The organism is Streptomyces sp. NPDC002499 (assembly GCF_053595415.1).
Map to the genome: position 1 here is coordinate 637,245 of NZ_JBSFXO010000002.1, position 26,365 is coordinate 663,609.

Sequence of the window (26,365 nt, forward strand, 5' to 3'; positions counted from 1 at the left end):
GTCCTTCACCCTGCACCCTCCGTCCTCGCGTCACACAGCGCGAGCGTGTGCCCGACCCGCGCGAGGACCAAGCCCGAGGTTCCGGACAGCGGACCGCCGGAATCGGGGGGCAGGTACCGCTACTCCGTTACTCCGTCACCGCGTACAGATCGCCTGCGCTGTTGGCGACGTAGACCACCCCGTCGGCCACCGTCGGCGACGAGGACACGCTGCCGCCGGTGGGGAACGTCCACCGTTGCTTGCCGGTGGCGGTGTTCACCGCGTACACGTCGCCGTCGGCGCTGCCGACGTGGACCACCCCGTCGGCCACCGTCGGCGACGTGACCCCACCGCCTCGGACGGGGAACTTCCACCGTCGGTCGCCGGTGACGGCTTCCACCGCGTACAGAGCGCCGTCCTCGCTGCCGAGGTACACCGCCCCGTCGGCCACCGCCGACCGTGAGTACACCTTGCCGCCGGTAGGGAACGTCCAGCGTTGCCTGCCGGTGGCGGTGTTCACGGCGTAGAGGTTTCCGTCCGGGCTCCCGGCGTAGACCGTCCCGTCGCCGACGGCCGGCGACGAGAACCCCTCCTTGCCGACGCGGAACTTCCAGCGCTGCTTGCCGGTGACCGCGTCCACCGCGTACAGAGCGCCGTCGTCGCCGACGGCGTAGACCACTCCCCCGGCCACCGCCGGCGACGAGTAGTTGGGGAGGCCGGCCGGGAACGTCCACCTGCGCTTGCCCGTGGCGGCGTCCACCGCGTACAGGTCGCCCTGCACGCTGCCGAAGTAGACCGCCCCCGCGGCCACGGCCGCCACCGTGAACACGGGGTTGCTCGTGGGGAACGTCCATCGGCGTTTACCCGTGACTGCGTCCACCGCGTACAGGCCTCCGTCCGTCCCGCCGATGTAGACCACTCCCCCGGCCGCCGTCGGCGACAACTGGGCGCCACTGCCGGTGTGCGCCGTCCACCGGCGCTTTCCGGTGGCGGTGTCCACCGCGTGCAGGTCGCCGTAGACGTTGACGCACACTGTCCCGGCGGTGACGGCCGCCGATGCGTACACGCCTGAGCCGACGTGGAACTTCCAACGTCGCTCACCGGACGGGGCGGTGAGGGTGGGGTCCGAGTCGGGTTCTTCGGTGGAGGAACCGCCGCCACCGATCTTCCAGCCGGCGTAGCCGAGTCCCACCACGGCGGTGGCTCCGACACCGAACAGGGCCCGTCTGCGGGTGATCCCGGGCGGCCGTCCCGCGGCGTTCCCGGGCACCCGGGGCGGCGGCCGGTCTGCGGGCGGCGGCAGGACGAAGCCGTCCTCTTCCCTCGGCGGTGTCGGCGCCGGGCGTGGTGACGGGCCGGTACCGCCTTCCGCCGCCACCGGGTCCGGAGACGGAGGCTCGGACGTCTCGGACGCCTCGGACGCCTCGGGCAGTGCGGGTGGTGGGGCCTGGCGCCGGGGCGCGGTGACGGTGCGCGCGTGCACGGTCGCGGCGACCGGTTCAGGGAGCCAGCCGGGCTGGGTGGGGATGTGGGCGGCGGGCTGCTCACCGCCCGCGGCCTCGGCCAACTCGTGCAGCAGCGCGGCCACGGTGGGCCGCCGGTCGGGTTCCTTGGACAGGCATCGGGCCACCAACGCCCTTAGGGCGGGCGGGACTTGACGCAGGTCTGGCTCCTCGTACACGACGCGGAAACTCAGGGCGTGCGCCGAGCCTGACCCGAACGGCCCGGCCCCGGTGGCGGTGAAGGCAAGCACCGCGCCCAGCGAGAAGACATCGCTGGCCGGTCCGACCGGCTTGCCGGTCAGCTGCTCGGGGGACATGAACCCCGGCGTGCCCACCACCATGCCGGTCCGGGTCAGCGCGCTGGCCTCGCCGGCCACCGAGATCCCGAAGTCGATCACCCGCGGACCGTCCGTCGCGAGCAGGATGTTCGACGGCTTGAGGTCCCTGTGCACCACGTCCGCCGCGTGGATCGCCTCCAGCGCCTCGGCCAGCCCCGCCCCGAGCGCCAGCACCGGACCCTCGGGCCACGGTCCGTGCGCCGCCACCGCGTCGCCCAGCGGAACCCCCGGCACGTACGCCGTCGCCAGCCACGCAGGCGCCCCGTCCGGATCGGCGTCGACCACACCCGCGGTGAACACCCCGTTCACCCGACGGGCGGCGGCCACCTCCCGGGCGAACCGGCGTCGGAAGTCACCGTCCTCGGCCAGTTCCGCACGCACCACCTTGACCGCCACCGCACGCCCACCCGGCGAACGTCCCAGGTACACCCGCCCCATACCGCCCGCGCCCAGCCGCGCCACGATGCGGTACCGCCCCACCTGCTCCGGATCCCCCGCCTCCAGAGCCTCGAACGCCTCCACCGCAAAGCCCCCCTGACTTGCCGTCACCCGACGCCCCGTGCAGCCGCCCCCGAAGATCCCACATCATCCCCGACGCACCCTTTTTTCGCACTATCGTTCGCCCGACAGCGCCGGCACAGCGGATCAAGAGTCCGCTGCCGGAGACCTCTCCAGGCCCGCGGCCAGGCCCATGACGACGACGGAGATCGACACGATCCCGGCGCCGACGTACAGCGGCGCCCGGTAGCCGAGGCCCGCCGTGATGGCCAGGCCGCCGAGCCAGGCACCGAGGGCGTTGCCGACGTTGGACGCCGAGACGTTGGCGCTGGCGGCCAGGGCCGCGCCGTGCGCGTGGTCGGTGACGCGCGTGATCATCCCGGGGACGGCGGCGAAACCGAACAACCCCATCAGGAACACCAGAATCACGGATGCCGTGGCGCTGGCGGCCAGCAGACCGAACAGGACCAACGTGACCGTCAGACCGAGCAGGGCCAGGATCAGGGCGCGGTCGCGGTCGTGGTCCGCCGCTCGTCCGCCGATGACGTTGCCGACGACCAGGCCGACGCCGTACACCATCAGCAACCAGGCCACGTCCGACGGTGAGAAGCCGCCGACCTCGGTGAACGTGTAGGCGATATAGCTGAACGCGCCGAACATCCCGCCGTAGCCGAGTGCGGTGGCCGTCAGGGTCAGCCAGACCTGCCAGGAGCGGAAGGCGCGGAACTGGTCCCGCAGGGCGACGGGTGGTACGGAGGCGGAGGGGCTCTTCGTCAGTGGCAACTGTCGGCTCTTCGTCAGCGGCAACTGTCGCGTCTCTCCCGCGCCTTGAGGGACGAGCGTCGCGATGCCCGCCAGCGCGAGTACGCCGATTCCGGTGACCGCCCAGAAGGCGGCCCGCCAGCCCCAGCGCTCGCCGACCAGCGCGCCGAAGGGCACGCCCAGTACGTTCGCGACCGTCAGTCCGGCGAACATGACCGCCACGGCACGGGACTTGCGCTCGGGGGCGACCAGGCTGCGTGCGACCAGCGAGCCGATGCCGAAGAACGAACCGTGGCACAGCGCCGCGACGATCCGTCCGAGCAGCATCACCCGGTAGCTCGGCGCGACGGCGGAGAGGAGGTTGCCGAGGACGAACAGCGCCACCAGGCCGACCAGTACGCCCTTGCGGGGCAGCCGTGCCGTCGCCGCGGTCAGCGCGATCGCGCCGACGGCCACGCTCAGCGCATATCCGGAGATCAGCCGGCCGGCCGCCGCCTCGGACACCGAGAAACTCGACGCCACCTGCGGCAGCAGCCCGGCGATCAGGAACTCGGTCAGACCGATCCCGAACCCGCCGAGTGCCAGCGCGACCAGACCGGTCGGCGTCCGTTGACGCACTTGGTGCCCGCGCGGCGGCAACTCCGTGTCCCTGAGCCCGAATTCGGTCATGGAGTCACCCTCACCCGTGGTGAGGGGCCGGTCCATGGACAAAGAGCGACGGCGATTGGACGAACGGGATGGTGTCGTCACCGGCCGCCGCGGGCCGGTGACGACAAGGTGATCCGGTGTTACTCGCCGACGACGCCGGACGCGGCAACCACGATCTTGCCCTTCGTCGAGCCCGAGCGGGAGCCGAGGGACTCGATCTTCTGCACCAGGTCCGAGCCCTCGACGACCTCGCCGAAGACGACGTGCTTGCCGTCGAGCCAGGGCGTGACGACGGTGGTGACGAAGAACTGCGAGCCGTTGGTGCCGGGGCCCGCGTTCGCCATGGAGAGCAGGAACGGGCGGTCGTGGCGGAGCTTGAAGTTCTCGTCGGCGAACTCGCCGCCCCAGATGCTCTTGCCGCCGGTGCCGTTGCCGTTGGTGAAGTCGCCGCCCTGCAGCATGAAGTCGGGGATGACCCGGTGGAAGGGCGAGCCCGCGTAGCCGTAGCCGTGCTGGCCGGTGGCGAGCTCGCGGAAGTTCTGGGCGGTCTTCGGGACTACGTCGTCGAAGAGCCGGAACACGATGCGGCCCGCGGCCTCGCCGTTGATGGTGATGTCGAAGTAGACGTTACTCATGCGGCCCATCCTTTCATCCCCCGGTCACACCGGCAGCGCCGCCCACGCCCACCAGCCACTACTCCCCCGCCACCGGCTCCTCCAACGGGTTGGCCAGGGTCCGCTCCGCCCAGTCGCCGGCGACCAGCCCGGCCGCCGCGCACCCTGGCTTCCGCCCGGCCTGGTCCCGGAAGAGCCGGACGAAGGACGCGGCGAACCCCAGGCGGGGGTAGGCCGTGACGAGCGCCTCGCGGAACCGCGGCTCGAACGCCTCCAGTCCCGTCCCCGAGACATCGGCGCTCGTCCCCACCTGGAGCAGACGGCTCTCCAGGTCCTGCTCCGGATCCACGTCGTCCCACATGTGCAGCACGATCAGCTCGGCCGCCCGGTCCCGCCGCTCGACCGGCCAGCCCAGCCCCGCCGTGAAGACCCGCGCCAGATGACCGCCCGCGTCCTCGAAGGGGAGCGTGTGGCTGTCGAAGGGCGCGGTGAGCGCCAGGTCGTGCAGCATCGCCGAGACGAACAGCAGCTCGCGGTCGAAGTCGAGGCCGCGTTCCTGCGCCCAGGCTGCTCCGAAGAAGTAGGAGCGGAGGGAGTGGTGGTACAGCGCCTCGTCCGCGTACTCGGCGCACACCCCGAGCGCCGCCTCCGCCGCCTGCCCGGAAGGGGCCCGCACCCCCGCGACCTCGATCACCATCGCCCGCCTCTCATGAATGTCCACGCCCCGCCGTGCCGTCCCGGCTCACGGATGAAAACGCCACCGGCCCTCGGACACGACGTCCACCTCATCGTCCCTGACCCGAAGCGCCGTGTCGTCGTCGATGAAGTAGATCGGGAAGTCGGCCCGCTCGACGATCCGGTCGGCCCAGGCATCGTCCCGCTCGGGGAAGTCCGCCGAGTCCAGGTGCGGCTTCAGGTACCAGTCGAAGCGGCCGAAGGGCGGCTCCACGGTCTCCGTGCCGAGCGCATGCAGGTCGGCGCTGTCCCCGATGACGTCGGCGGAGTGCTCGGTGAGATTCCGGCTGAAGATCATCGATCCGGCGCTCAACCCGACGTAGACCCGGCTCTCCAGCGCTTCCAGGAAGCCGTCGGTCAGTCCGTTGAGGGTGATGCTGCGGGCGAGGTGGTAGTGGTTGCCGCCGCCGGCGTAGATGACGTCGGCGTGCAGCAGCCGGTCGAGAACCATGCGCTGCGGCAGGCCGTTCAGCTCCAGGATGTCGAACTCCCGCCAGCCCAGGGCCTGTACGCGCGTCATGTCCGCGAGCAGCCAGCCGTGGTCGCCGGATTCGGCGACGGACGCGGTCGGAATGTAGACGATGTTCGCCGACTCGAACGGCTTGCCCAGCAGGTCCCGCAGCGCGTCCCGCAGGGTCTCGTTGCGCAGCCCGCCCGACGTCAACAGAAGATTCATCGGGCGAGCCAATCACGCGCGGATCAGGCGATCAAGACAGGCCTGCGGGACGGCGGGGTCAGGCGTCGACGTAGGCCGCCAGGTGTTCGGCGGTGAGGGTGGAGCGGGCCGCGACCAGGTCAGCAGGGGTGCCCTCGAAGACGATCCGGCCGCCGTCGTGGCCGGCACCGGGGCCGAGGTCGATGATCCAGTCGGCGTGCGCCATGACGGCCTGGTGGTGTTCGACGACGATGACGGACTTGCCGGAGTCGACCAGCCGGTCGAGCAGGCCCAGGAGTTGCTCGACGTCGGCCAGGTGCAGGCCGGTGGTCGGCTCGTCGAGGACGTAGATCCCGCCCTTGTCGGCCATGTGCGTGGCCAGCTTCAGCCGCTGGCGCTCGCCGCCGGAGAGGGTGGTGAGCGGCTGGCCGAGGGTGAGGTAGCCGAGGCCGACGTCGGCGAGGCGGCCGAGGATGGTGTGCGCGGCCGGGGTGCGCGCCTCGCCGGTGCCGAAGAACTCCTCGGCCTCGGTCACCGACATCGCAAGGACCTCGCTGATGTCCCGGCCGCCGAAGCGGTACTCAAGGACCGACGCGTCGAACCGCTTGCCGCCGCAGTCCTCGCAGGTGGAGGCGACGCCGGCCATCATCGCGAGGTCGGTGTAGATGACGCCCGCGCCGTTACAAGTGGGGCAGGCGCCTTCGGAGTTGGCGCTGAACAGGGCCGGCTTCACGCCGTTGGCCTTCGCGAACGCCTTGCGGATCGGCTCGAGCAGTCCGGTGTACGTCGCCGGGTTGCTGCGCCGGGAGCCGCGGATCGGCGTCTGGTCGACCGACACGACGTTCTCGCCGGCCGGGATCGACCCGTGCACGAGCGAGCTCTTGCCGGATCCCGCGACGCCGGTGAGGACGGTCAGCACGCCGAGCGGGATGTCGACGTCGACGTCCTGGAGGTTGTGGGTGCTCGCGCCGCGGACCTCCAGGGCGCCGGTGGGCTTGCGCGTCTCCTCCTTGAGGGAGGAGCGGTCGTCGAAGTGGCGCCCGGTGATGGTGCCGCCGGTCCGCAGGCCCTCGACGGTGCCCTCGAAGCAGACGGTGCCGCCCGCCGCGCCGGCGCCGGGGCCGAGGTCGACGACGTGGTCGGCGATCGCGATCGTCTCCGGCTTGTGCTCCACGACGAGGACCGTGTTGCCCTTGTCCCGCAGGCGCAGCAGCAGGTCGTTCATGCGCTGGATGTCGTGCGGGTGCAGGCCGATGGTGGGCTCGTCGAAGACGTACGTCACGTCGGTGAGCGAGGAGCCGAGGTGGCGGATCATCTTGACGCGCTGTGCCTCGCCGCCCGAGAGGGTGCCCGAGGGCCGGTCGAGCGCGAGGTAGCCGAGGCCGATCTCGACGAACGAGTCGAGGGTCTGCCGGAGTGCGGTGAGCAGCGGCGCCACGGACGGCTCGTCGATGCCGCGGACCCATTCGGCGAGGTCGCGGATCTCCATCGCGCAGGCGTCGGCGATGCTGATGCCCGCGTACTTCGAGTTCCGGGCGCCCTCACTGAGCCGGGTGCCGTCGCACTCGGGGCAGGTGGTGAAGGTGACCGCCCGCTCCACGAATGCCCGGATGTGCGGCTGCATCGCTTCCTTGTCCTTGGACAGGAACGACTTCTGGATCTTGGGGATCAGGCCCTCGTAGGTGAGGTTGACGCCGTTGACCTTGACCTTGACCGGCTCGCCGTAGAGGAAGGCCTGCAGCTCCTTCTTGGTGTACTGGCGGATCGGCTTGTCCGGGTCGACGAAGCCGGACTGGGCGTAGACCTGCACGGTCCACTGGCTGTCCGACTTCCAGCCGGGGATGGTGAACGCGCCCTCCGCGAGGGACTTGGAGTCGTCGTAGAGCTGGGTGAGGTCGATGTCGGAGACGGAGCCGCGGCCCTCGCAGCGGGTGCACATGCCGCCGGTGCGGTTGAAGGTCGCCTTCACGGTCTTGGTCTTCTCGGCGCCGCGTTCGACGGTGATCCCGCCGCTGGCCCGGACCGAGGCGGTGTTGAAGGAGTACGCGCTGGGCGGGCCGATGTGCGGCTCGCCGAGCCGGCTGAAGAGGATGCGCAGCATCGCGTTGGCGTCGGTGGCGGTGCCGACCGTGGAGCGCGGGTCGGAACCCATGCGCTGCTGGTCGACGATGATCGCGGTGGTCAGGCCTTCGAGGACGTCGACCTCGGGCCGCGCCAGGGTCGGCATGAAGCCCTGCACGAAGGCGCTGTAGGTCTCGTTGATCAGCCGCTGCGACTCGGCGGCGATCGTGTCGAACACCAGGGAGCTCTTGCCCGAGCCGGAGATGCCGGTGAACACCGTCAGACGGCGCTTCGGGATCTCGATGCTGACGTCCTTGAGGTTGTTCTCGCGGGCGCCGAGCACACGGATCAGTTCGTGGCTGTCGGCGGTGTGTGTTTCAGGCGACTGCGTGTCCGTCCCCGTGACCCTGCTCATGCTGTCTCCTCCGTTGGGCGGCCTGCGAGGCGGGGCCTGCCTGGGCGGCCGCCCGGCGCGGTCGCCGTCACGGTAACCGCTGATCGGCCGCCGTCCACCCGGTTTACGAGCGTGAGCCACGCTAGCCGCACCCCCGTGACCGGCGCTTCTCGGATCCTGACCGGTCCGGTGAGCGGGTGGAACGGGCGTCAACGGCCGACGGACGGCCACCGGGGCCGTCCGTCGGAGTACGTGCGGCCTTCGTCGCCGCGAGCGGAAGAGGTCAACCGTCAGCCGGCGGCGAGGAGTTCCAGCGTGTCGATCACGCGGTTGGAGAAGCCCCACTCGTTGTCGTACCAGGCGACCACCTTGATGTGGCGGCCTTCGACGCGGGTGAGGGCGGAGTCGAAGATCGACGAGGCCGGGTTGCCCGTGATGTCGGAGGAGACGAGCGCGTCCTCGGAGTACTCCAGGACCCCGGCGAGCGGGCCCTCGGCGGCGGTGCGGTACGCGGCCAGCACGTCCTCGCGCGTCACGTCGCGGGCGACGGTCGTGTTGAGCTCGACGATCGAGCCCACCGGGACCGGCACGCGGATCGAGTCGCCCGACAGCTTGCCGTCCAGGTTCGGCAGCACGTGGCCGATCGCCTTGGCCGCGCCCGTCGTGGTCGGCACGATGTTCACGCCGGCCGCGCGGGCCCGGCGCGGGTCGCGGTGCGGGCCGTCCTGGAGGTTCTGCTCCTGCGTGTAGGCGTGCACGGTCGTCATGAAGCCGTGCTCGATGCCGGCCAGCTCGTCCAGCACCGCGGCCAGCGGGGCGAGGGCGTTGGTCGTGCAGGAGGCGTTGGAGACGATCGTGTGCAGGGCGGGGTCGTAGGCATCGTTGTTCACGCCGAACGCGAGGGTGACGTCGGCGCCGTCCGACGGCGCGCTGACGAGCACCTTCCGCGCACCCGCGTCGAGGTGGGCGCGGGCCGCCTTCGCGGAGGTGAAGCGGCCGGTCGCCTCCAGTACGACGTCCACGCCGAGGTCGGCCCAGGGCAGCTGCGCCGGCTCGCGCTCGGCGAGCACCTTGATCCGGCGGCCGTCGACCACGAGGGTGTCCCCGTCGACGGTCACCGGGCGGCCGAGGCGGCCGGACGTGGAGTCGAAGGCGAGCAGCCGGGCGAGGGCCGCGGGCTCCGTGAGGTCGTTGACGGCGACGATCTCCAGCTTGCTGTCACGTTCGAGCAGCGCGCGCAGCACATTGCGTCCGATGCGGCCGAATCCATTGATGGCGATACGTGTCATGAGGCAGGTCCCTTCAGCTCAATTCACCCCCAGGTTCGCGCGCGCGGCGCACGGCCGACAGCGGCGCGATCGCCATGGTTCGCAAGGATCCCGCCAAGCCCGGTCTCCCCCACGCCCAGAACCCCGCCGAGCGCTATTCGCCCCGGGCGAAGGTGCGCCGGTACTCGCTCGGCGTGGTCCCGAGGATGCGCTGGAAGTGCAGTCGCAGATTCGCGCCGGTGCCGAGGCCGACGTCCGCGGCGATCTGCTCCACGCTCCGCTGCGAACGCTCCAAAAGTTCGCGGGCCCGGTCGATGCGGGCGCGCATGACCCACTGCATCGGCGTGTAGCCGGTGTCCTCGGCGAACCGCCGGGAGAACGTGCGCTCGGAGACGCCCGCGTGCCCGGCCAGCGTCTCCAGGGTGAGGGGGTCGTCGAGCCGGTGCAGGGCCCATTCGCGGGTGGCGGCGAACCGCTCGCCCAGCGGCTCGGGCACGCTGCGTGGCACGTACTGCGCCTGGCCGCCGCTGCGGTAGGGCGCCGCGACCAGGCGCCGGGCCGCGTGGTTGGAGGCGGCCACACCGAGGTCGCCGCGCAGGATGTGCAAGCACAGGTCGATGCCGGAGGCGGCGCCTGCCGAGGTCAGGACGGTGCCCTCGTCGACGAACAGGACGTTCTCGTCCACCCGGATCTCCGGGTGCTTCGCGGCGAGCGCCCGGGTGTAGTGCCAGTGGGTGGTGGCGCGCTTGCCGTCGAGCAGGCCGGTGGCGGCGAGCGCGAAGGCGCCCGTCGAGATGGCGGCGAGCCGCGCGCCCCGGTCGTGGGCGGCGATCAGCGCCTCGACGACGGGCGGGGGCGGGTCCTCGCGGTCCGGGAAGCGGTAGCCGGGGATGAAGACGATGCCGGCCCACTCCAGCGCGTCCAGTCCATGGGCGACGTGGTACGACAGTCCGTCGCCGCCGGTCACAAGGCCGGGCGCGGCCCCGCACAGCCGTACCTCGTACGGCATGCTCCCCCGGGTCGAGAACACCTGCGCGGGGATCCCGACGTCGAGGGGCTTGGCGCCCTCCAGTACGAGCACGGCGACACGGCGCAGGTGAGAGACGGACACGGCGACCAGGTTACGCAGGGACGACGCACCGGGCCCGGCGGGTGCGAGCCGCGCGGGACGCCCTTGACACTCGCACGGGCGGACGACGTACGTTGAACCTGCAAGTTCCTTACGGGTGGAGGCTCCGATGCACGTACCTGGCGCGACAGCGCGTGGTGCCCGCATCGAGACGTTGCTGACCACCCGGCGGCATGTCGACTACTGCCGCACCGCCTCCGCGGTCTGTCCTTCCGTACACGTCTGACCCCGCCGGCGCGCTCCGCCGGCCGTCTCCTCGCGGCCCTGTCGCCGCGTGTTCCCGTGTTCTCGGAAGGATCACCCATGTCCGGCCCCGCCCTGCACCTCGCCGTCGAGCTCGACGGCGACGGCGCCCATCCCGCGGCCTGGCGCCGCGCCGCCCACGCCCCCGACCGGTTGCTCACCCCGCGGCGCACGGCCGAGGTGGCCGCCGTCGCCGAGAACGCGGGGTTCACGCTGATCACCCTGGACGACGGTGTGCTGCCGCCCGGGACGGCGGCGGATCCGGTGGGCCGGATCGGCTCGGTGGAGCGGGCGGCCTTCGTCGCCGCCTCCACGAGCACGATCGGGATCGCGCCCGTCGTCCCGCTCACGTACGCCGAACCCTTCCATGTCTCCAGCCAGTTGGCGTCGCTCGACCACATATCGGCCGGGCGTGCCGGGTGGGTGGTGACCGAGGAGGAGCACCCGGAGGCGGCCCGCGCCTGGGGCCGCCCCGTGATCACGGACGCCGACGCGCGGGCGCGGGAGTCCCGCGACGGGGTGGACGTGGTGCGCGACCTGTGGGACTCGTGGGAGGACGACGCGGTCATCAGGTCCGTGGCCACCAGTCGCTATCTCGACCGCGACCGGCTCCACTACATCGACTTCACCGGTGACACGTACGCGGTCAAGGGCCCGGCGATCGTGCCGCGCCCGCCCCAGGGACAACTCGTCGTCCTGGGCAGCCCGGACCGGGTCCCCGCCGGGCTGCTCGACGTCGCTCTCGTCGCGGGCCGTGACCTCGCGTCGGTCGGGGAGGCCGCGGTCGCTGCCGAAACCCCGCTCGTCTTCGCCGAGTTGGAGGTCGCGCTGGACACGCCGGACGCGACGGGTGCCGAGCGGGTCGCCGACCTGGAGCGGTACGCGCCCTGGACCGACCGCGGCCGCCTGCGGCACGTCGGCTCGGCGGAGCAACTGGTCGCGCTGCTGGCCGAGTTGAGCGGCCACGTCGACGGCGTACGACTGCACCCGCTGGTCCTGGACGAGGATCTGGGCGTCCTCTCCCGTCTCGTCCTGCCCGCCCTCTCCGCGCGTCGGCTCGTCGCCCGCCCGCTGCCCGGTACGTCCCTGCGCTCGACCCTGGGTCTGGAGCGCCCCGCCAACCGCTTCGCCGCCGCAGCCGCGGTCGCGGTCGCTCGGGAGGACGCCCGATGACCCGCACCGATCCCCTCGACGTCCCCCGGCCCGACGCACAGCTCCACTTCGGGGTCTTCTTCCAGGGCGTCAACCACTGGACCGTGTGGTCCGCGCCCGAGAGCGGCTCCCAGATCGACCCCGCCTCCTTCCGCAAGGTGGCGCAGACCGCCGAACGGGGCCTGTTCGACGCGTTCTTCCTCGGCGAGGGGCTGCGGCTGCGCGAGGTCGACGGCAAGATCCACGACCTCGACGTGGCCGGCCGGCCGGACGCCATCACCCAGCTCGCCGCGCTGGCCGCCGTCACCCGCCGGATCGGCCTGGTCTCCACCTCCAACTCCACCTTCAACGAGCCCGCCGACCTCGCCCGCCGCCTGTCCGGGCTCGACCTGCTCTCCGAGGGGCGCGCCGGCTGGAACGTGGTGACGACGGACAACGCCTGGACCGGCGCCAACTTCCGCCGCGGCGGCTACCTCGACCACGCCGACCGCTACCGGCGCGCCGCCGAGTTCCTCACCGTGGCCCGCGCGCTGTGGGACGGCTGGGAGGACGGCATCGCCGACTCCGCGGATGCCCCGGCCTGGTCGGCACCCGACTCCGTACGCCAAGTGCGCCACCAGGGACCGCAGTTCGACGTCGACCTCACGCCGACCCTGCCGCGCAGCGCCCAGGGCCACCCCGTCATCTTCCAGGCCGGGGACTCCGGCGAGGGCCGCGACTTCGCCGCCCGCAACGCCGACGTCATCTTCTCCGCGCACGGCAACGACTTCGACGACGCGCTCGCCTTCGCCGAGGATCTGCGGCGCCGGCTGCGGGCGGTCGGACGGCCCGACGACGACCTGCGGATCCTGCCCGGCACCGAGATCATCATCGGCGCCACCGAGGAGGAGGCGCAGGAGAAGAAGCGCTGGCTGCGGCTGCAACAGGTCACCCCCGCAACGGCGTTGGGGGTCGCCACGCTGCTGTGGGGCATCGACCTGGCCGGCCGCGACGCCGACGGGCCGCTGCCGAAGGAGGACCCGGTCGTCGCCGAGAATGACGGCTCCTTCGGCGCCCGCCGCGTCGCGGACCCGCGTGCCGTGGTCGCCGAATGGCGTGCGAAGGCCGAGGCCAACGGCTGGTCGCTGCGGGAGACGGTCATCGCCCTCGGCCCGCAGCGCGGCCACGTCGGCACGCCGTCCGGTCTCGCCGACAAGTTCGCCCACTTCGTGCGGCACGGCGCGGTCGACGGCTTCAACGTCACGCCGTACCTGATCCCGGACGGCCTCGACGACATCGTCGACCTGCTCGTCCCCGAACTCCAGGAACGCGGTGTCTACCGCACGGAGTACACGGGTACGACGCTCCGCTCGCACCTGGGCCTGCGCGAACCGCTCACGCACCGGTCGTCCGCCGCCGAACGGCGGGAGGCCGGCTGACCGCTCCGGATCAGGTGGTCTGGGGCGGCGGCAGGTACAGGTGGCTGAGGTCGTCCGGCACGGGGTTGGCGGGTCGGAACAGCGGATCCGACTCGCCGTCTGCGGCGGTCGCGGGAGCGTCGGTGAGGCGCATGCGTTCCCGCAGCCGCCCGTAGAAGTCGGCGGGCGCCAGCCGGACCAGGCGCAGGGGCCGCGGCGCGGCGATCACGCCGATCCAGTCGCCCGGTTCGAGGACGCCGCGCGGCTGTCCGTCGACGCTGACGGCGGCCCGGCCCGAGTGGGGCAGGACGCGCAGCGCGATCGGCTCGTCCGCGTTCGCGATCACCGTGCGGTCGAAGGTCATGTGCGGGGCGACCGGCGTGAACACCACGGCCCGCATCCGGGGTGAGAGCACCGGGCCGCCGGCGGCGAAGCTGTAGGCGGTGGAGCCGGTCGGGGTCGCGACGATCGCGCCGTCCGCGGAGTACGACGCCAGCAGCCGGCCGGAGATGTACACGCCGAGGCTCACCTGGCGGTCCCGGGCCAGCTTCTCCACCACGATGTCGTTCAGCGCGGTGACGTCCAGGGCGACGCCCCAGCCGTCCTCCGCCGGGTCGGCCTGCGGCGGGGGCGGAAGCGCGGGTCCGCGCCCGTAGCAGAGGATCTCCTCCATGTCGGAGGGCATCTCCAGCGGCTTGGACGCCCGCATGGTGAGGGTCATGCGCTCCTCGCAGGTGGATCTGCCCGCGTGCACGGCCTCCAGCGCCTCCTCGACGTCGCCGACGGCGGTCTCGGTGAGGAAGCCGACCTTGCCGAGGTCGACGCCCAGGACCTGGATGTCCTTCTTGGCCGCGATCCGCGCCCCGCGCAGGAAGGTGCCGTCCCCGCCGAGGGTCACGATGAGGTCGGGCATCCCGGCGGCCCGCATCTCCTCACGACCGCTGCGCCGCCGCTCCTGTCCCTGCCACACGTCGATGTCGGCACAGCCGATGCCGTGCCCGGCGCACCACTCCCGCACGGTCTGCGCCCCGGTCACCGCCTCGGGCCGGCCTCCGTGCACGACGAGTCCCACGCGGCCGATCGGCATGTCGTCTCCCGGGCTGTCGACGGATCAAGGGGCCGTACGCCAGCCATGGTCACAGTTCGGGCCGGGGTCCGCCACGGGATCGCTCCGCTCGAGTCGACCCGGTGACCGGGACTCCCGCCGAGCACGGGCGCCGGCCCCATGACGGCCTACCGTCCCGCCGACCGACTCCCGCCACGCCTCAGGGGTGCCTCCTTCGGGTCCAGCAGTTGGGCGGCGATCCCCATGAGGACCAGGCCGGTGGCGATGAGGAGTCCGTCGGAGATCACGATCCCGACGATCAGCACGACCGCGCCGAGGGCCAGGCCGTACCAGAGGCCGGTGCGCCGGTACTCCCGTGGCCGTGCCGGGCGCCCGGCACGCAGGGCGTGGGTGAAACGGGGATCGTCCTGTTCGAGTCGCGCTTCAAGATCGGCCAGTCGTTCGGCGTCGTTCCGATGCACGGCTGCTCCTTCCCAGAACCGGCGCGGCCCTGGACAGGGCCTTCCCTCAGCATTTCCTCCTGCCGACCTCACTCACCATCAGGCTCGACTCTCGACTCCCCGGATGGCCGGGACCTCGTCCTCGGCGTCCTCCGGTTCCGCAGACGCCCCTCCCGTCCCGGCGCTGTCACCCCCGCGCGGCAACGCGTCACGCGCAGCCCGCAGTGCCCGCGCGAACAGCTCCGCCCGGCCCGCCAGCACAGGACCGAGAACGGCCAGGACGAGGACGTATCCGGCGATGAACGGGGCGAGTCGCCCGTCGAGTCCCGCGCTCGCCGCCATCGCCGCCAGGATCAGCGCGAATTCGCCTCGCGCCACCAGGGTGGTGGCGATGTCCGCGGCGGTGTCGAGGCCGTAGCCGTACAGACGGGCGACGAGCAGGCCTGCGACGATGTTCACGGCGACGGTCAGGGCGGCCGCGGCGGCGACAGGACCGGCGACGGACGCCAGGTCGCCCGGGTCGATGGCCAGCCCGAAGGCGAAGAAGAAGATGGCCGCGAAGGCGTCCCGGAGGGGGTGCACCAGTTCACGGATGCGGGGCGCGGAGGGCGTGCCGGCCAGGATCAGGCCGACCATGAACGCGCCGATCGCGTCGGCGACGCCGAGGACCTCGGAGACGCCGGCGACCAGGACCGCGGCGCCGAGGAAGCTGATGACGAGCAGTTCGCTGTCCTTGGTCGCGATGAGGCGGCCGACGAGGCGGGTGCCGTAGCGCGCGGCGGCGGCCAGCACCAGCAGGAACCCGAAGGCCTTCCCGCTCTGCAGCACCATCTCGCCGACGCCCTCCGCACCGCCGATGACCGGCTGGAGCGCGGCGAGGTACAGCGCGAGGAAGATGTCCTCCACCACGATCACACCGAGGATCAGCCGGGTCTCGGGGCGGCCGATGCGCCCGAGGTCGATGAGAATCTTGGTGACGATCGCGGAGGAGGAGATCCCCAGGACACCGGCGAGCACGAGCGCCTCGCGTACGCCCCAGCCGAGCGCGAAGCCGAATCCGAGGCCGGCGCCCACGTTCAGCAGCAGATAGATGCCACCGGCGGACAGCAGCCGGCGGCCGCCACTCCGCAGGTCGTCGAGGTGGAATTCCAGGCCCAGGTAGAACAGCAGCAGCACCAGTCCGAGCGCGGAGAGCATCTCGAAGTCGTGCGCGTCCTCGACCAGGACCAGGCCCGGGGTGTGCGGGCCGAGCAGGATCCCGGCGAGCATGAACAGGGGAATCGTCGGCAGCCCGATCCGGCCGCCGAGCCGCGCGAGCAACGCGGCCGCGAGGAACGCGCCGCCCATGGCCAGCAGGGTGTCAGCGTGTCCCACGGGTCACCTCCTGTCGGAGGACCCGGTTACAGGAAGTAGGGATCTCGCGGGTAGGGGGTATCCGGATGTCGCGGGCACGGGGTGTCTTCGACTCACGGTGATGGATGAGGAGTTCTCTTTCGTCGGAGGTGCAGGAGCCACTCCGACGATCACACGCGCAGGGGGCCGGTCACCATCCGTGACGACCCCCAAATGTGCTAGCCCCGCTTGCGGCCGACGCCCGCGTACACCCAGTACTCCGAGGGGTTCTCCGGGATCTCGTCCTCGGGGTCCGGGCGCCACAACGGTACGTGGACCAGGCCCGGTTGGACGAGGTCGAAGCCGTCGAAGAGGTGCTGGATCTCGTCGCGGGAGCGGGCGGTCACCGGGGAGGTGGCCTTGGCCTTGTACAGCTGTCCGACAGCGGCCGCCGTGTCGGGGCGGTCCTCGTTGGTGGCGTGGGTGAGCGCCAGCCAGCCCTGTTCGGGCAGCGCGTCCCGGAAGGCGGCGACGAGGCCCGCCGGATTCTCCTCCGGCGTGACGAAGTGCAGGATCGTGATCATCAGTACGGCGACGGGCTGGTCGAGGTCGATCAACTTCCGTACCTGCGGGGCGGCCAGGATGTCGGCGGGCCGGCGGATGTCGGCGTCGAGGATGTCCGCGCCCGGGTTGTCGGCCAGCAGGGCGGCGCTGTGCGCGACGGCCACGGGGTCGTTGTCGACGTAGACCACCCGGCTGTCCGGGTCGGCGGCCTGGGCCACCTCGTGGACGTTGCCCTGGGTGGGGATGCCGGAGCCGAGGTCGATGAACTGCCGTACCCCGGAGGCGATGAGGAAGCGGACGGCGCGGCCGAGGAAGGCGCGGTTGGCCCGGGCCAGGGTGCGGACCTGGGGGTCGATGGCGGTGAACGCCGCTACCGCCTCCCGGTCTATGGCGAAGTTGTGCTCGCCGCCCAGCATGGCGTCGTACATGCGGGCAACACTCGCCTTGTTGGGCGTTGCGTCCTCCGGGAGACCCTGCTGCACCACAACTCCCATGCGTCTCGGTGTACTTGACGTCCCACCATATAGTTCTCCCCGTTGCGGCGAGGCGCCTGCGCCTGGCACGCGGCCGATCCCGGCCCCACCCGGAAAGGCAAGACCCTGCGCGACGAAGCCCGCCACCTACCGGACGGTGCGCTCTCCCCCATGCCACAGCGCCGTCGTCTGTTCTTCTCCCCCGCGGCCGATGTCATCGGCTCCGAGCTGGATCTGCACATGACGGGAAGTCATGTCGTGCACGCGCTGACACCGGCGTTCTGCGACGCGGCGTCCGTGTACCTGCTGGAGCGGTGGCTCCTGGAGGAGAACGCCTACGCGGGCTCCGATCCGCCGCAGGTCGAGGCGCGCCGGCTCGCGCTGCGGGTGGGGGCGGAGGCGGCCGAGGACTGGGAGCCGCTGCTGCCCGTCGACCAGGTGCTCGTCTTTCCGCGGGAGACGCCGTACGCCCGCGCGCTGGCGGACAAGCGGTCGCAACTGCTCGACGCGGTGGACCCGCACACCAGCGAGCGGCTGAGCGCGACCGGGCCCGACGACGAGGGCATCCGCAGTCTTCTGGAGAGCGAGTCGTTCCTGGTCGTGCCGCTGCATCTGCGGGATGTCGCGGTCGGGTTCATCGCCTGCACCCGCGGTCCGGACAAGCCGCCGTTCGAGCGCGCCGACGCCGTCGCCGTGGAGCGGCTGGCCGCCCGGGCCTGTGTCGCGCTGGACAACGCGCGGCGCTACGAGCGGGAGCGGCGCACCGCGCTGGCCATCCGCAACAGCCTGCTGCCCACGACGGACCATGACTTCCCGGGCTGCCGCATCGCCCACGGCTATCTCCCGGCGGGCGACGGCAACATCATCGGCGGCGACTGGTTCGACGCGCTGCCCCGGCCGGACGGCCGCGTGGGCCTGATCGTCGGGGACGCCATGGGGCACGGTCCCGAATCGGCCGTCGCCATGATCCAGTTGAGCACGGCGGTCCGTACCCTCGCGGGGCTCGACCTGTGCCCCGCCGATCTGATGAACCGTCTCGACGCGCTCGCCGCCGCCATCCCCGGCGCCTCCTTCGCCACCTGCATGTACGCCGAGTGGGATCCCCGGAAGAACACCTGCACGCTGGTGGGCGCCGGCCACCCTCCCCCACTGGTCAGGGCCGCGGACGGACCGGCCACCCCGGTCGTGCTCGCCAACGCGGGTCTGCCCCTGGGTCTCGGCGCGGGGCGCTACGAGACCACCGTGCTGACCGTGACGAAACCGACCCTGCTGGTCCTCTACAGCGACGGGCTGGTCGAGTCCCGCCAGTGCGACATCGAGGAGGGCATCGCCCGCCTCGCCCACGCCCTCGACTCCGCGGTCGCGCGGAAGCCCGGTGACGACGATCTGCGGTCGCTGTGCCAGGAGTTGCTGGACGATGCCGCCGCCGCGCCGGGCGCGGACGACCGGACGGTGCTGCTCGCCGAGCTGACACCCTCGTAGCACCGCGCCCGCCACCCCTCCCGGCCGTCAGAGGCAGGCGCCGCCCAGCGTCGCCCACACCGCGTTGCCCTTCGTGCGGGTCGAGCGCTCGGCCCCCCAGGCGTCGGCGACCTCCTGCACGATCAGCAGCCCGCGGCCTGTCTCGCAGTCGACGGTCGGCCGGCCCCGGGCCGGGGTGAGCGCGGCGCCGTCGTAGTCGTGGACCTCGACCCGCAGCCGTTCCTCGCCGATGAGCGCGACGCCGCACAGGACCCGCGAACTGAGGGTGTGCACGACGGCGTTGGTGACCAGCTCGGACACCAGCAGGACGGCGTCGGCGCACAGTTCGGCCGGCACCCGCCACGAGCGCAGACAGGAACTCACGCCGTGCCGGGCGGCTCTGACGCTCTCCCGTCTGGCGGGCAGTTCGAACCAGTGGGACCGGTCGGGGCCGGGGGTGTCTAACAAGGAGGAGAGGGAAGTCGTGTGGGGGGACACGGTGTTCGCCTTCCGTGGGAGGACGGGCGCAGCGGGGTGAGCGGGGAGGCGTACGACTGAGAACGACCGCCCCCGGTCGGGGTGTTCGAGGCACGGCCGGACGATCCGAACGCCTTGCCACGCCAACTCCACGGAGTAGGCGGCATGTTGACTGACGCGTGGGCGCGCTCGGGTTGATCGCTCACTCAACCAATCATGCTCGTAGTTGACTTCATGCTGCAACCGACTCCCTGATAATTTCACCGGGAGGTTATCCGTATGGTGGCATCATCAAGTCGTTGTCAGACCGCTGCTGGTGACTGTCCTTCAGGAGGTAGGGCGTGAACGAGGCTCGCTCGGGCAGTGGCGCCAGTGCGCCCACCGTTCTCCGCATGATCCTCGGCCGACGGCTGCAGGAGCGGCGGCAGAGCGCGGGCGCCTCGCTGGAGGACGCGGCGACGGCGCTGCGGGTGAAGACGCTGACGATCCGCCGGCTGGAGAAGGCGGAGGTCGCCCTCAAGCCGCTGTACGTCGAGAAGTTGCTGGAGACGTACGGGGCCGACCGGCAGGAGATCGACGAGTTCGTCGCCCTCGCCGAGCAGGCCAACGAGCCGGGCTGGTGGCACGCCTACCGTGACGTCCTGCCCACCTGGTTCTCCGCGTACGTGAGTCTGGAGAGCGGCGCCAAGACCCTGCGCACCTACGAGCCGCACTACGTCACGGGCCTGCTGCAGACGTGGGGGTACGCCCGTGGCGTGCTGCGCGGCGGCTTCCCGAACGAGAGCGAAGAGGACCTGCGCAGACGGGTCGACCTGCGGTTACGGCGCCAGAGTCTGCTGACCCGAGCGGACGCGCCCACGCTGTGGGTCGTGATGGAGGAGGCCGTGCTGCACCGCGTGGTGAGCGGCCCCGAGGTGATGCGGGAGCAGATCGACAAGCTCCTGGAGATCTCGGAGCTGGAGCACGTGAGCCTCGACATCGTCCCGTTCACCGCGGGCGCCCACGTCGGCGCGTGCGCCCCCTTCACCTACTTCCGGTTCGAGGAGCCCGAGCTGCCGGACGTCGTCTACAGCGAGATCCTGTCCGCCTCCATGTACCTGGACCAGCGTTCCGACGTCTCCGCCCATCTGGAGGCGCACAACCGGATGTCGCTGCTCACCTCGTCCGCGGACAGCAGGGCGCTCCTGACCCGTATGCGCAAGGAGTACTCATGACCACCACCACCAGCGTCTACAACGGGATGCCCGCTTCCGACCTCGGCGAGCAGGGCTGGGAATGCCCGTGGAGCGGCCCCAACGGGGGCCAGTGCGTGGAGACCAAGCGACTCGCCGACGGCCGGGTCGCGATGCGGCAGTCGACGGATCCGGCAGGACCCGCCCTGATCTACACGCCGCAGGAGATCAGCGCGTTCGTCGAAGGGGTCAAGAAGGGCCTCGCCGATCACCTGACGGTCGGTCGCGCCGGCCGGCACGTCAGCGCACACCAGTTGAAAGGGACAGCATGACCACCCCCCACGCAGCGCGGGACATCGACACCAGCAGGCCGCACTCCGCCCGGATGTACGACTACTACCTGGGCGGCAAGGACCACTTCGAGATCGACAAGACGGCGGCCGAGTCGGTCGCCGGGGTCTACCCCGGCATCTTCGTCTGCGCCCGCGAGAACCGCGCCTTCATGCACCGGGCCACCCGGGTCCTCGCGCGGGAGCACGGCATCCGCCAGTGGCTGGACATCGGCACCGGCATCCCCACCGAGCCGAACCTGCACCAGGTCGCGCAGTCCGTCGTGCCCGACGCCCGGGTGGTGTACGCCGACAACGACCCGTTGGTGCTCAAGTACGCCGAGCGGCTGATGCGCAGCACACCCCAGGGCCGCACCACGTACATAGAGGCGGACGTGAACGACCCGGGCTCGCTCCTCGACTCACCGGCGCTGTCCGAGGTCCTGGACCGCGACCAGCCGATCGCGCTCTCCCTCAACGCGCTGATGCACTTCGTCACCGACGCGCAGGACCCGTACGGGATCGTGAGCCGACTGCTGGACTTCCTGCCCTCCGGCAGCGCGCTGGCGCTCAGCCACTGCACGCCCGACTTCGACCCGGACACCTGGCAGAAGGTCACCGACATCTACACCAATGCCGGTACGCCCGTGCAGTTCCGCTCGCAGAGCGCCGTGGCCCGCTTCTTCGAGGGCCTCGACCTCCTGGAGCCCGGCGTCTCGGTCGGCCACCGCTGGCGCCCGGACGCGGCGGCGGCCACGGCCACCGACGACAGCGCGGAGCCGCTGACCGACGCGGTGGTCAGCCTGTGGACCGGCGTGGGCATCAAGCCCTGACCGGCGCCTGGCTCAAGGCGCTCGAGGGACTCGCGCGGAATCGTGGGGCGTGACACGCACGCCCCACGATTCCGCGCACTGGGTTCGGCGTACTGGTTCGTCCATCGTTCATACGGCACTCACTCGCGCGAAGGCATCCGTTCGGGCCAGACAGGAAGGGTCCTGGCGGCCTGTCAAACGATCTCAGGACGGATCTTCGTGATCGAATCGCGCGTTCGCCGCCGGCACCGCACCTTCCGCTTCCTCCTCGTCGGGATCGCCGGGATCGTCGCCCCGACGCTGGCCGTCGGCGCCCTCACGGCGTCCCCGGCCCACGCGGCGGCGACAGACGACATCCGGATCAACGAGGTGGTGACCACCGGGGACGTCAACGACTCGGTGGAGCTGTACAACAAGGGCACCGCCACGGTCGACCTCTCGGGCTGGATCCTCAAGGACGACAACAAGAGCTCGAAGTACGCGATAGCGTCCGGGACTTCGCTCGCCCCCGGTGCCTTCCGTGCCTTCGACGTCCATGGCGCGTTCGGTCTCGGCTCCGCCGACCAGGCCCGCCTCTACCTCCCGGACGGCAGCACGCTGGTCGACAGCTTCACCTGGTCCGAGCACTCCGACCCGTCGTGGTCGCGCTGCCCCGACGGTACGGGTGCCTTCGGCTCCGCCGCCCTGACCCTCGGCGGCCCCAACGCCTGCGGCAGCGGCGGCATTTCACCGACGGCCTGGCCCGGCGGCAGCTCGATCGCGACCGCCGACGCCTCCAACGCGTTCGGCTCGGATCTGAGCGGCCTCTACCCGGAGGGGAACGTGCTGTGGGCGGCGCAGAACAGCGGCAAGCTCTGGCGTCTGGTGCCGAACGGCTCGACCGCCTGGAAGGCGGACACCACCGGCGGCTGGACCTCAGGCAAGTCCCTCCGTTTCCCGAGCGGTTCGGGTACGCCGGACAGTGAGGGCGTCACGCTGACCGGCGCCGGCGCCACGGGCGGCGCGTACGTCGCGAGCGAGCGCAACGCGGACTCGTCCGGCACCAGTCGGCTGTCCGTCCTGCGCTACGACGTCGGCTCGACGAGCACCACGCTGACGGCGACGAAGGAGTGGAACCTGACCTCCGACCTGCCGTCGGTCGGCTCCAACCTGGGTCTTGAGGGCATCACTTGGATCCCCGACACCACCCTCACCGCCGCCGGCTTCAAGGACTCCTCGACCGGCTCGGCCTACGACCCCGCTCGCTACGGCGCCCACACCGCCGGGGTGTTCTTCGTCGGGGTCGAGGGCACCGGCACGATCTACGGGTACGTCCTCCAGGACTCAGGCACCTTCACCCGCGTCGCGACCATCAGCAGCGGGATGGCGGGCGTGATGGAGGTGCAGTGGGAACCGCAGGCGTCCCGGCTGTGGGCCGTGTGCGACGACACCTGCGACGGCCAGCACCGGACGCTGAAGATCAACTCCTCCGGTGCCTTCGCCACCACGGCGATCTACAACCGCCCCTCGGGCATGGCCGACCTCAACAACGAGGGCTTCGCCGTGGCCGGTGCCGACGCGTGCTCCGGCGGCACCAAGCCCGTCTACTGGTCCGACGACAGCAACACCAGCGGGCACGCCCTGCGCAGGGGCACGATCTCCTGCTGAGGCCGCGTCGGCCTCAGTGACCGTCGCAGCAGCCGTCCCTGCGCATCAGCCGGCCCACCGTGAGCCAGTCGTCCGCGGCGGCCGCGGTGCGCCGGGCGGACGGCTCGAAGGCGGCGACCAACTCCTCGGTGGTGTACGGCACTCCGCCGCGCAGGACGGAGACCGTGCGCACGAGGTCGGCGAAGTCCGTGAACGGGTCGCCGTCGACGACGGTCAGGTCGGCGAGCCTGCCCTCCTCGACCGTGCCCAGGTCGCGGTCGAGGCCGAAGAGGCGGGCGGGCAGGACGGTCGCCGTGCGCAGGGCCTGGGCCGGGGACAGGCCCCCGCGGTGCAGGGCGCGCAGGCCCAGGTGAAGAGAAAGGCCGACGGGGACGAGCGGCTGGTCCGTGCCGAGGGCGACGAGTCCGCCGGCGGCCAGGACCCGCCGGTAGATGTCGGTCTCGGTGCGGAGGGTGGCGAGTTGGGCCGCCGTGGGCGGGATGCCGGCCGCCTGGGTCACGGCCGCGGTGTCCCACGGTGGCATCACCACGGTCACGCGCGGGTCGTCGGCGAGCGCGGGCTCCTCGCCGAGGAGAGGCGCGGCGGTGAACGGCGTCGCGATGAGCGAGAAGCCGACACCGCGTGCGCTGTAGATCTCCACGACGTCCTGACCGGCACGGCCGGTCGCGGTGACCGCATGCCCGAACTCGGCGCGCTGTGTGGCCTGCAGATGGGTCGTCACATCCTGGCCGAGCTGGACGCCGGGCGAGAGCAGATGGCTGCCGGCCCGCACGCCGAGGCGTTCGTGGGCGAAGCGTGCGGCCTCCTCCATCACCCAACCCGGCGCCCGTACATAGGTCTTGACGAAGTCCCAGTCCAGCGCCTCACCCCGTTCCAGGGACCGGTGCAGCCCCTCCCGGGTGCGGTGGGCGCGGCCCATGCTGTACGCGACCCGGGCCCCGTCGAGGAGTTCGCCGGTGGTCAGCAGGCGTGGCCCGGCGAGCTGTCCGCCGAGCACCGCCTCGCGGATGCGGGCCTGTTCGTACGCGAAGCCGCCGAGGGAGACGGCGGTGGTGATGCCGTAGGTGAGCTGGCCGACGGTCTGGCGTCCGCCGTAGGTGCTCTGCCAGGGGTGGGTGTGGGTGTCCCACAGTCCCGGGACGACGGTTCCGGTGGAGGCGTCGACCCTGCGCAGGGCGGCCGGTCGTCCCGCCTTGTGCGGCTCCACCGCCGTGATGCGTCCGCCGCGCACGAGGATGTCGACGTCGTCGCGGGTCCCTTCGCCGGTGCCGTCCCACAGGCGTCCGGCGTGCACGACGACGTCGGCGGGGGCGGGTCGGGTGGTGTCGAGCGGGATACGGACCGTGCGGGCGGTACCGCCGGCGACGGCGAGCAGCCGCAGTCGGCCGCCGGAGAGGTAGAGGAGGGCGGCGGAGTCGCCGGACCAGGAGGGGTGGTCGGCCGGTTCCGTGACAAGGGTGCGCAGCTCACCGTTCGGGGTGCCGTCGGGAGCGACGGGCAGCAGGCAGAGCGCCGACTCGACGATCACCGCCATCCAGCGGCCGTCCGGGGACCACACTGGCCCGGAGTCGTACCGGTCGGCGATCGACGTGTGGGGCGCGACCGTGTGGAGGCGATCGGTGCCGGTCGTGGTGTCGACGACCCGGATGACGTTGTAGCCCTCCCGGAAGCGGGAGTTGAGGCGGTTGCGGTCGCAGAGGGCGAGATACCGCCCGTCGGGAGACCAGCTGGGCCGGCCGGGCTGCCCGCCCCCGCCGAGCGCCGTGACCAGGACGCGCTCCTCACCGGACGCCAGGTCGCGGACGATCAGCCGGCCGGTCAGGTCGAGACAGGCCAGCCGCTGCCCGTCGGGCGACAGCGCCGGGAACGTCCGGCCGCCGGTCGCGAGCGCGGTCTCCGCTCCGGTGGCGAGATCGTGCCGGTACACACCGAGGAGTCCGTCACGGTCGTCGACGTAGACGAGCGACTTCCCGTCGCGCGCCCAAGTGGGCCCGAGCAGATAGCGGGTCGAGGACGCTGCGTGCAGGCGTCGGGGCGGGAGTCCGCCCGAACTCCGTCCCAGCCACAACGAGTTGAGGGCAGCGAATGCGATCTGGCGGCCGTCGGGTGACAGCGCGGGCAGGTGCAGGGCGCGTACGGGACGGGTGCGGGCCTCTCCCAGGTCGTACGCCTTCGTCCTGTACTTCGGTCGCCGCACGGGGAGTTCGCCCTTCAAGGGGACGGTCTCGGGATGTGCGGGGCTGTCCGGGCGTACGAAGGTGAAGGTGCCGTCGACGGTTAGGAGCAGTTCTCCGGTCGGCGTCCAGCGTGGGGGTACCGGCGCGATGTCGCCGGTGACCGGGACGGGACTGCCGTCGACGACCAGGGTGCAGGAGGCGTTCGGGGCGGCCGTGGTGCGCAGGTGGGCGAGGCGGCCGTCGGGGGCGAGGGCGGGAGTCATGACCTGCGCGGCCACGGTCTCCGTGCGGTGCACGACGACCGGGCCGGTGCCGTCGGCGGGGACGGCGGCGACCGTACGGGCTTCCAGGGCAGCGCCCAGCGCGGTGGTGACGACCTTGGCGCGGACGAAGAGGATGCGGGTGCCGTCCGGTGACCAGGTGGGGTCGAAGTCCTCCCACGGACCGTCCTGGAGCGGGCCCTGCTGGCCGGGCACTCCGGTGACCCGGGTGATCGCGCCGGTGCGCAGGTCGAGGACGTGGATGCGGTACGGGCTGCCGTCGACGGGGTCGCCGCCGCGTTCGGAGGCGAAGGCGAGGCGGGTGCCGTCGGGTGACCAGGCCGGGCCGCGGTCGTCCCAGGGGCCGTCGGTGCGTCGGCGCAGGTCGGAACCGTCGGGGCGGACGGTCCAGAGGTGGAATCCGCCGCCCCGGTAGGCGCAGAAGGCGATGAGCTCGCCGTCCGGGGCGTGGGTGGGGCGGTTGGGTTCCAGGTCGGCGGGGGTCAGCGGGTGGGCCGTACCCCCCGCGCGGGGCAACGACCACAGGACGCCCTGCACTTCGGCGATCAGGCGGTCGCCGGAGGGTGCGAGGGTGGCCGAGCCGTTGGTGGCTCCGGTGAAGGAGAGGGACGGGATGCCGGTGGCAGGTCGTGCCGCCACCGCGGTCGCGCCCACGAGGGGCACGGCGCCTGCGGCGGCGAGGAGTTGGCGGCGGGTCGGACGGAAGGAGGTGCTCCAGTCGCGGTCCATGGCACCACCCTGGCGTACCGGCCGTCCCTG

The 26,365-nt window shown here is 71.8% G+C and carries 22 protein-coding genes; 8 read left to right on the forward strand and 14 right to left on the reverse strand.

Features of this window, described 5'->3' with window-relative positions; translation table 11 throughout:
* Window positions 1-127: 127 nt before the first annotated feature.
* The 8 genes from ACWD5F_RS07330 to ACWD5F_RS07365 all read right to left on the reverse strand — a co-directional run bounded on the left by ACWD5F_RS07330 (window position 128) and on the right by ACWD5F_RS07365 (window position 10,565).
* Window positions 128-2,341, reverse strand: coding sequence for an outer membrane protein assembly factor BamB family protein (locus ACWD5F_RS07330; protein WP_451251971.1), 2,214 nt, complete (start codon window positions 2,339-2,341; stop codon window positions 128-130).
* Window positions 2,342-2,464: 123 nt separating this feature from the next.
* Window positions 2,465-3,748: an MFS transporter gene (locus tag ACWD5F_RS07335; protein WP_451251973.1), complete on the reverse strand. Its 1,284-nt coding sequence runs from the start codon at window positions 3,746-3,748 to the stop codon at window positions 2,465-2,467.
* Window positions 3,749-3,867: 119 nt separating this feature from the next.
* Complete coding sequence (locus ACWD5F_RS07340; protein WP_401715231.1) at window positions 3,868-4,362, reverse strand: peptidylprolyl isomerase; 495 nt, start codon at window positions 4,360-4,362, stop codon at window positions 3,868-3,870.
* Window positions 4,363-4,420: 58 nt separating this feature from the next.
* The gene (locus ACWD5F_RS07345; RefSeq protein WP_451251975.1) at window positions 4,421-5,038 is read right to left on the reverse strand and encodes an HD domain-containing protein; all 618 of its coding nucleotides are present in this window, start codon (window positions 5,036-5,038) and stop codon (window positions 4,421-4,423) included.
* 45 nt (window positions 5,039-5,083) lie between these two features.
* On the reverse strand, window positions 5,084-5,752 hold the full coding sequence (locus tag ACWD5F_RS07350) for a Type 1 glutamine amidotransferase-like domain-containing protein (RefSeq protein WP_451251977.1): 669 nt from the start codon (window positions 5,750-5,752) through the stop codon (window positions 5,084-5,086).
* Between the two features lie 58 nt (window positions 5,753-5,810).
* A complete protein-coding gene (locus tag ACWD5F_RS07355) occupies window positions 5,811-8,207 on the reverse strand; it encodes an ATP-binding cassette domain-containing protein (RefSeq protein ID WP_451251979.1) in 2,397 nt (798 codons plus the stop codon).
* Between the two features lie 269 nt (window positions 8,208-8,476).
* Complete coding sequence (gap, locus tag ACWD5F_RS07360) at window positions 8,477-9,475, reverse strand: type I glyceraldehyde-3-phosphate dehydrogenase (RefSeq protein WP_451251981.1); 999 nt, start codon at window positions 9,473-9,475, stop codon at window positions 8,477-8,479.
* A gap of 133 nt (window positions 9,476-9,608) precedes the next feature.
* On the reverse strand, window positions 9,609-10,565 hold the full coding sequence (locus tag ACWD5F_RS07365) for a GlxA family transcriptional regulator (protein ID WP_451251983.1): 957 nt from the start codon (window positions 10,563-10,565) through the stop codon (window positions 9,609-9,611).
* A gap of 127 nt (window positions 10,566-10,692) precedes the next feature.
* Between ACWD5F_RS07365 and ACWD5F_RS07370 the strand changes: the two genes are divergently transcribed.
* The 3 genes from ACWD5F_RS07370 (at window position 10,693) to ACWD5F_RS07380 (ending at window position 13,396) form a co-directional block, all read left to right on the forward strand.
* On the forward strand, window positions 10,693-10,809 hold the full coding sequence (locus ACWD5F_RS07370; protein ID WP_451251985.1) for a putative leader peptide: 117 nt from the start codon (window positions 10,693-10,695) through the stop codon (window positions 10,807-10,809).
* Between the two features lie 77 nt (window positions 10,810-10,886).
* Window positions 10,887-11,999 (forward strand): LLM class flavin-dependent oxidoreductase, encoded by a 1,113-nt coding sequence (locus ACWD5F_RS07375; RefSeq protein WP_451251987.1) that lies wholly within the window; start codon window positions 10,887-10,889, stop codon window positions 11,997-11,999.
* Complete coding sequence (locus ACWD5F_RS07380; protein WP_451251989.1) at window positions 11,996-13,396, forward strand: NtaA/DmoA family FMN-dependent monooxygenase; 1,401 nt, start codon at window positions 11,996-11,998, stop codon at window positions 13,394-13,396. Before ACWD5F_RS07375 ends, ACWD5F_RS07380 begins: the two co-directional genes overlap by 4 nt.
* 10 nt (window positions 13,397-13,406) lie before the next feature.
* Here the strand turns inward: ACWD5F_RS07380 and ACWD5F_RS07385 are convergent, their stop codons facing one another.
* From ACWD5F_RS07385 to ACWD5F_RS07400, 4 genes are all read right to left on the reverse strand, one after another.
* Entirely contained in the window at window positions 13,407-14,462 is a 1,056-nt protein-coding gene (locus ACWD5F_RS07385) for an NAD(+)/NADH kinase (protein WP_451251991.1), read from the reverse strand.
* A gap of 146 nt (window positions 14,463-14,608) precedes the next feature.
* Window positions 14,609-14,902 carry a DUF3040 domain-containing protein gene (locus tag ACWD5F_RS07390; protein ID WP_401715245.1) on the reverse strand — a complete coding sequence of 98 codons (294 nt, stop codon included), beginning with the start codon at window positions 14,900-14,902 and terminating at the stop codon, window positions 14,609-14,611.
* Between the two features lie 78 nt (window positions 14,903-14,980).
* Complete coding sequence (locus ACWD5F_RS07395) at window positions 14,981-16,255, reverse strand: cation:proton antiporter (protein ID WP_451251993.1); 1,275 nt, start codon at window positions 16,253-16,255, stop codon at window positions 14,981-14,983.
* 197 nt (window positions 16,256-16,452) lie between these two features.
* A complete protein-coding gene (locus ACWD5F_RS07400; protein WP_451251995.1) occupies window positions 16,453-17,271 on the reverse strand; it encodes an SAM-dependent methyltransferase in 819 nt (272 codons plus the stop codon).
* A gap of 150 nt (window positions 17,272-17,421) precedes the next feature.
* Between ACWD5F_RS07400 and ACWD5F_RS07405 the strand changes: the two genes are divergently transcribed.
* Window positions 17,422-18,732 (forward strand): PP2C family protein-serine/threonine phosphatase, encoded by a 1,311-nt coding sequence (locus tag ACWD5F_RS07405; protein WP_451251997.1) that lies wholly within the window; start codon window positions 17,422-17,424, stop codon window positions 18,730-18,732.
* Between the two features lie 27 nt (window positions 18,733-18,759).
* On the opposite strand, the gene ACWD5F_RS07410 is transcribed toward ACWD5F_RS07405, so the two are convergent.
* Complete coding sequence (locus ACWD5F_RS07410; RefSeq protein ID WP_451251999.1) at window positions 18,760-19,179, reverse strand: ATP-binding protein; 420 nt, start codon at window positions 19,177-19,179, stop codon at window positions 18,760-18,762.
* 350 nt (window positions 19,180-19,529) lie between these two features.
* On the opposite strand from ACWD5F_RS07410, the gene ACWD5F_RS07415 reads away from it, so the two are divergent.
* The 4 genes from ACWD5F_RS07415 (at window position 19,530) to ACWD5F_RS07430 (ending at window position 23,148) form a co-directional block, all read left to right on the forward strand.
* Window positions 19,530-20,402, forward strand: a complete 873-nt coding sequence (locus tag ACWD5F_RS07415; protein ID WP_451252001.1) for a helix-turn-helix domain-containing protein — start codon at window positions 19,530-19,532, stop codon at window positions 20,400-20,402.
* Entirely contained in the window at window positions 20,399-20,692 is a 294-nt protein-coding gene (locus tag ACWD5F_RS07420; RefSeq protein ID WP_451252003.1) for a DUF397 domain-containing protein, read from the forward strand. The genes ACWD5F_RS07415 and ACWD5F_RS07420 overlap by 4 nt, the downstream gene beginning before the upstream one ends.
* A complete protein-coding gene (locus tag ACWD5F_RS07425) occupies window positions 20,689-21,522 on the forward strand; it encodes an SAM-dependent methyltransferase (RefSeq protein WP_451252004.1) in 834 nt (277 codons plus the stop codon). The genes ACWD5F_RS07420 and ACWD5F_RS07425 overlap by 4 nt, the downstream gene beginning before the upstream one ends.
* 264 nt (window positions 21,523-21,786) lie before the next feature.
* Window positions 21,787-23,148 carry a lamin tail domain-containing protein gene (locus ACWD5F_RS07430; RefSeq protein ID WP_451252303.1) on the forward strand — a complete coding sequence of 454 codons (1,362 nt, stop codon included), beginning with the start codon at window positions 21,787-21,789 and terminating at the stop codon, window positions 23,146-23,148.
* A gap of 13 nt (window positions 23,149-23,161) precedes the next feature.
* Here ACWD5F_RS07430 and ACWD5F_RS07435 read toward each other — a convergent pair whose 3' ends face one another.
* Window positions 23,162-26,335, reverse strand: a complete 3,174-nt coding sequence (locus ACWD5F_RS07435; RefSeq protein ID WP_451252006.1) for an amidohydrolase family protein — start codon at window positions 26,333-26,335, stop codon at window positions 23,162-23,164.
* Window positions 26,336-26,365: the final 30 nt, after the last annotated feature.

Bases quoted from the DNA above. Each gene is read 5' to 3' on its own strand.
- ACWD5F_RS07335 (WP_451251973.1), bottom strand. From the start codon at position 3,748: ATGACCGAATTCGGGCTCAGGGACACGGAGTTGCCGCCGCGCGGGCAC.
- ACWD5F_RS07340 (WP_401715231.1), bottom strand. From the start codon at position 4,362: ATGAGTAACGTCTACTTCGACATCACCATCAACGGCGAGGCCGCGGGC.
- ACWD5F_RS07345 (WP_451251975.1), bottom strand. From the start codon at position 5,038: ATGGTGATCGAGGTCGCGGGGGTGCGGGCCCCTTCCGGGCAGGCGGCG.
- ACWD5F_RS07350 (WP_451251977.1), bottom strand. From the start codon at position 5,752: ATGAATCTTCTGTTGACGTCGGGCGGGCTGCGCAACGAGACCCTGCGG.
- ACWD5F_RS07355 (WP_451251979.1), bottom strand. From the start codon at position 8,207: ATGAGCAGGGTCACGGGGACGGACACGCAGTCGCCTGAAACACACACC.
- gap (WP_451251981.1), bottom strand. From the start codon at position 9,475: ATGACACGTATCGCCATCAATGGATTCGGCCGCATCGGACGCAATGTG.
- ACWD5F_RS07370 (WP_451251985.1), top strand. From the start codon at position 10,693: ATGCACGTACCTGGCGCGACAGCGCGTGGTGCCCGCATCGAGACGTTG.
- ACWD5F_RS07375 (WP_451251987.1), top strand. From the start codon at position 10,887: ATGTCCGGCCCCGCCCTGCACCTCGCCGTCGAGCTCGACGGCGACGGC.
- ACWD5F_RS07380 (WP_451251989.1), top strand. From the start codon at position 11,996: ATGACCCGCACCGATCCCCTCGACGTCCCCCGGCCCGACGCACAGCTC.
- ACWD5F_RS07385 (WP_451251991.1), bottom strand. From the start codon at position 14,462: ATGCCGATCGGCCGCGTGGGACTCGTCGTGCACGGAGGCCGGCCCGAG.
- ACWD5F_RS07400 (WP_451251995.1), bottom strand. From the start codon at position 17,271: ATGGGAGTTGTGGTGCAGCAGGGTCTCCCGGAGGACGCAACGCCCAAC.
- ACWD5F_RS07405 (WP_451251997.1), top strand. From the start codon at position 17,422: ATGCCACAGCGCCGTCGTCTGTTCTTCTCCCCCGCGGCCGATGTCATC.
- ACWD5F_RS07420 (WP_451252003.1), top strand. From the start codon at position 20,399: ATGACCACCACCACCAGCGTCTACAACGGGATGCCCGCTTCCGACCTC.
- ACWD5F_RS07425 (WP_451252004.1), top strand. From the start codon at position 20,689: ATGACCACCCCCCACGCAGCGCGGGACATCGACACCAGCAGGCCGCAC.
- ACWD5F_RS07435 (WP_451252006.1), bottom strand. From the start codon at position 26,335: ATGGACCGCGACTGGAGCACCTCCTTCCGTCCGACCCGCCGCCAACTC.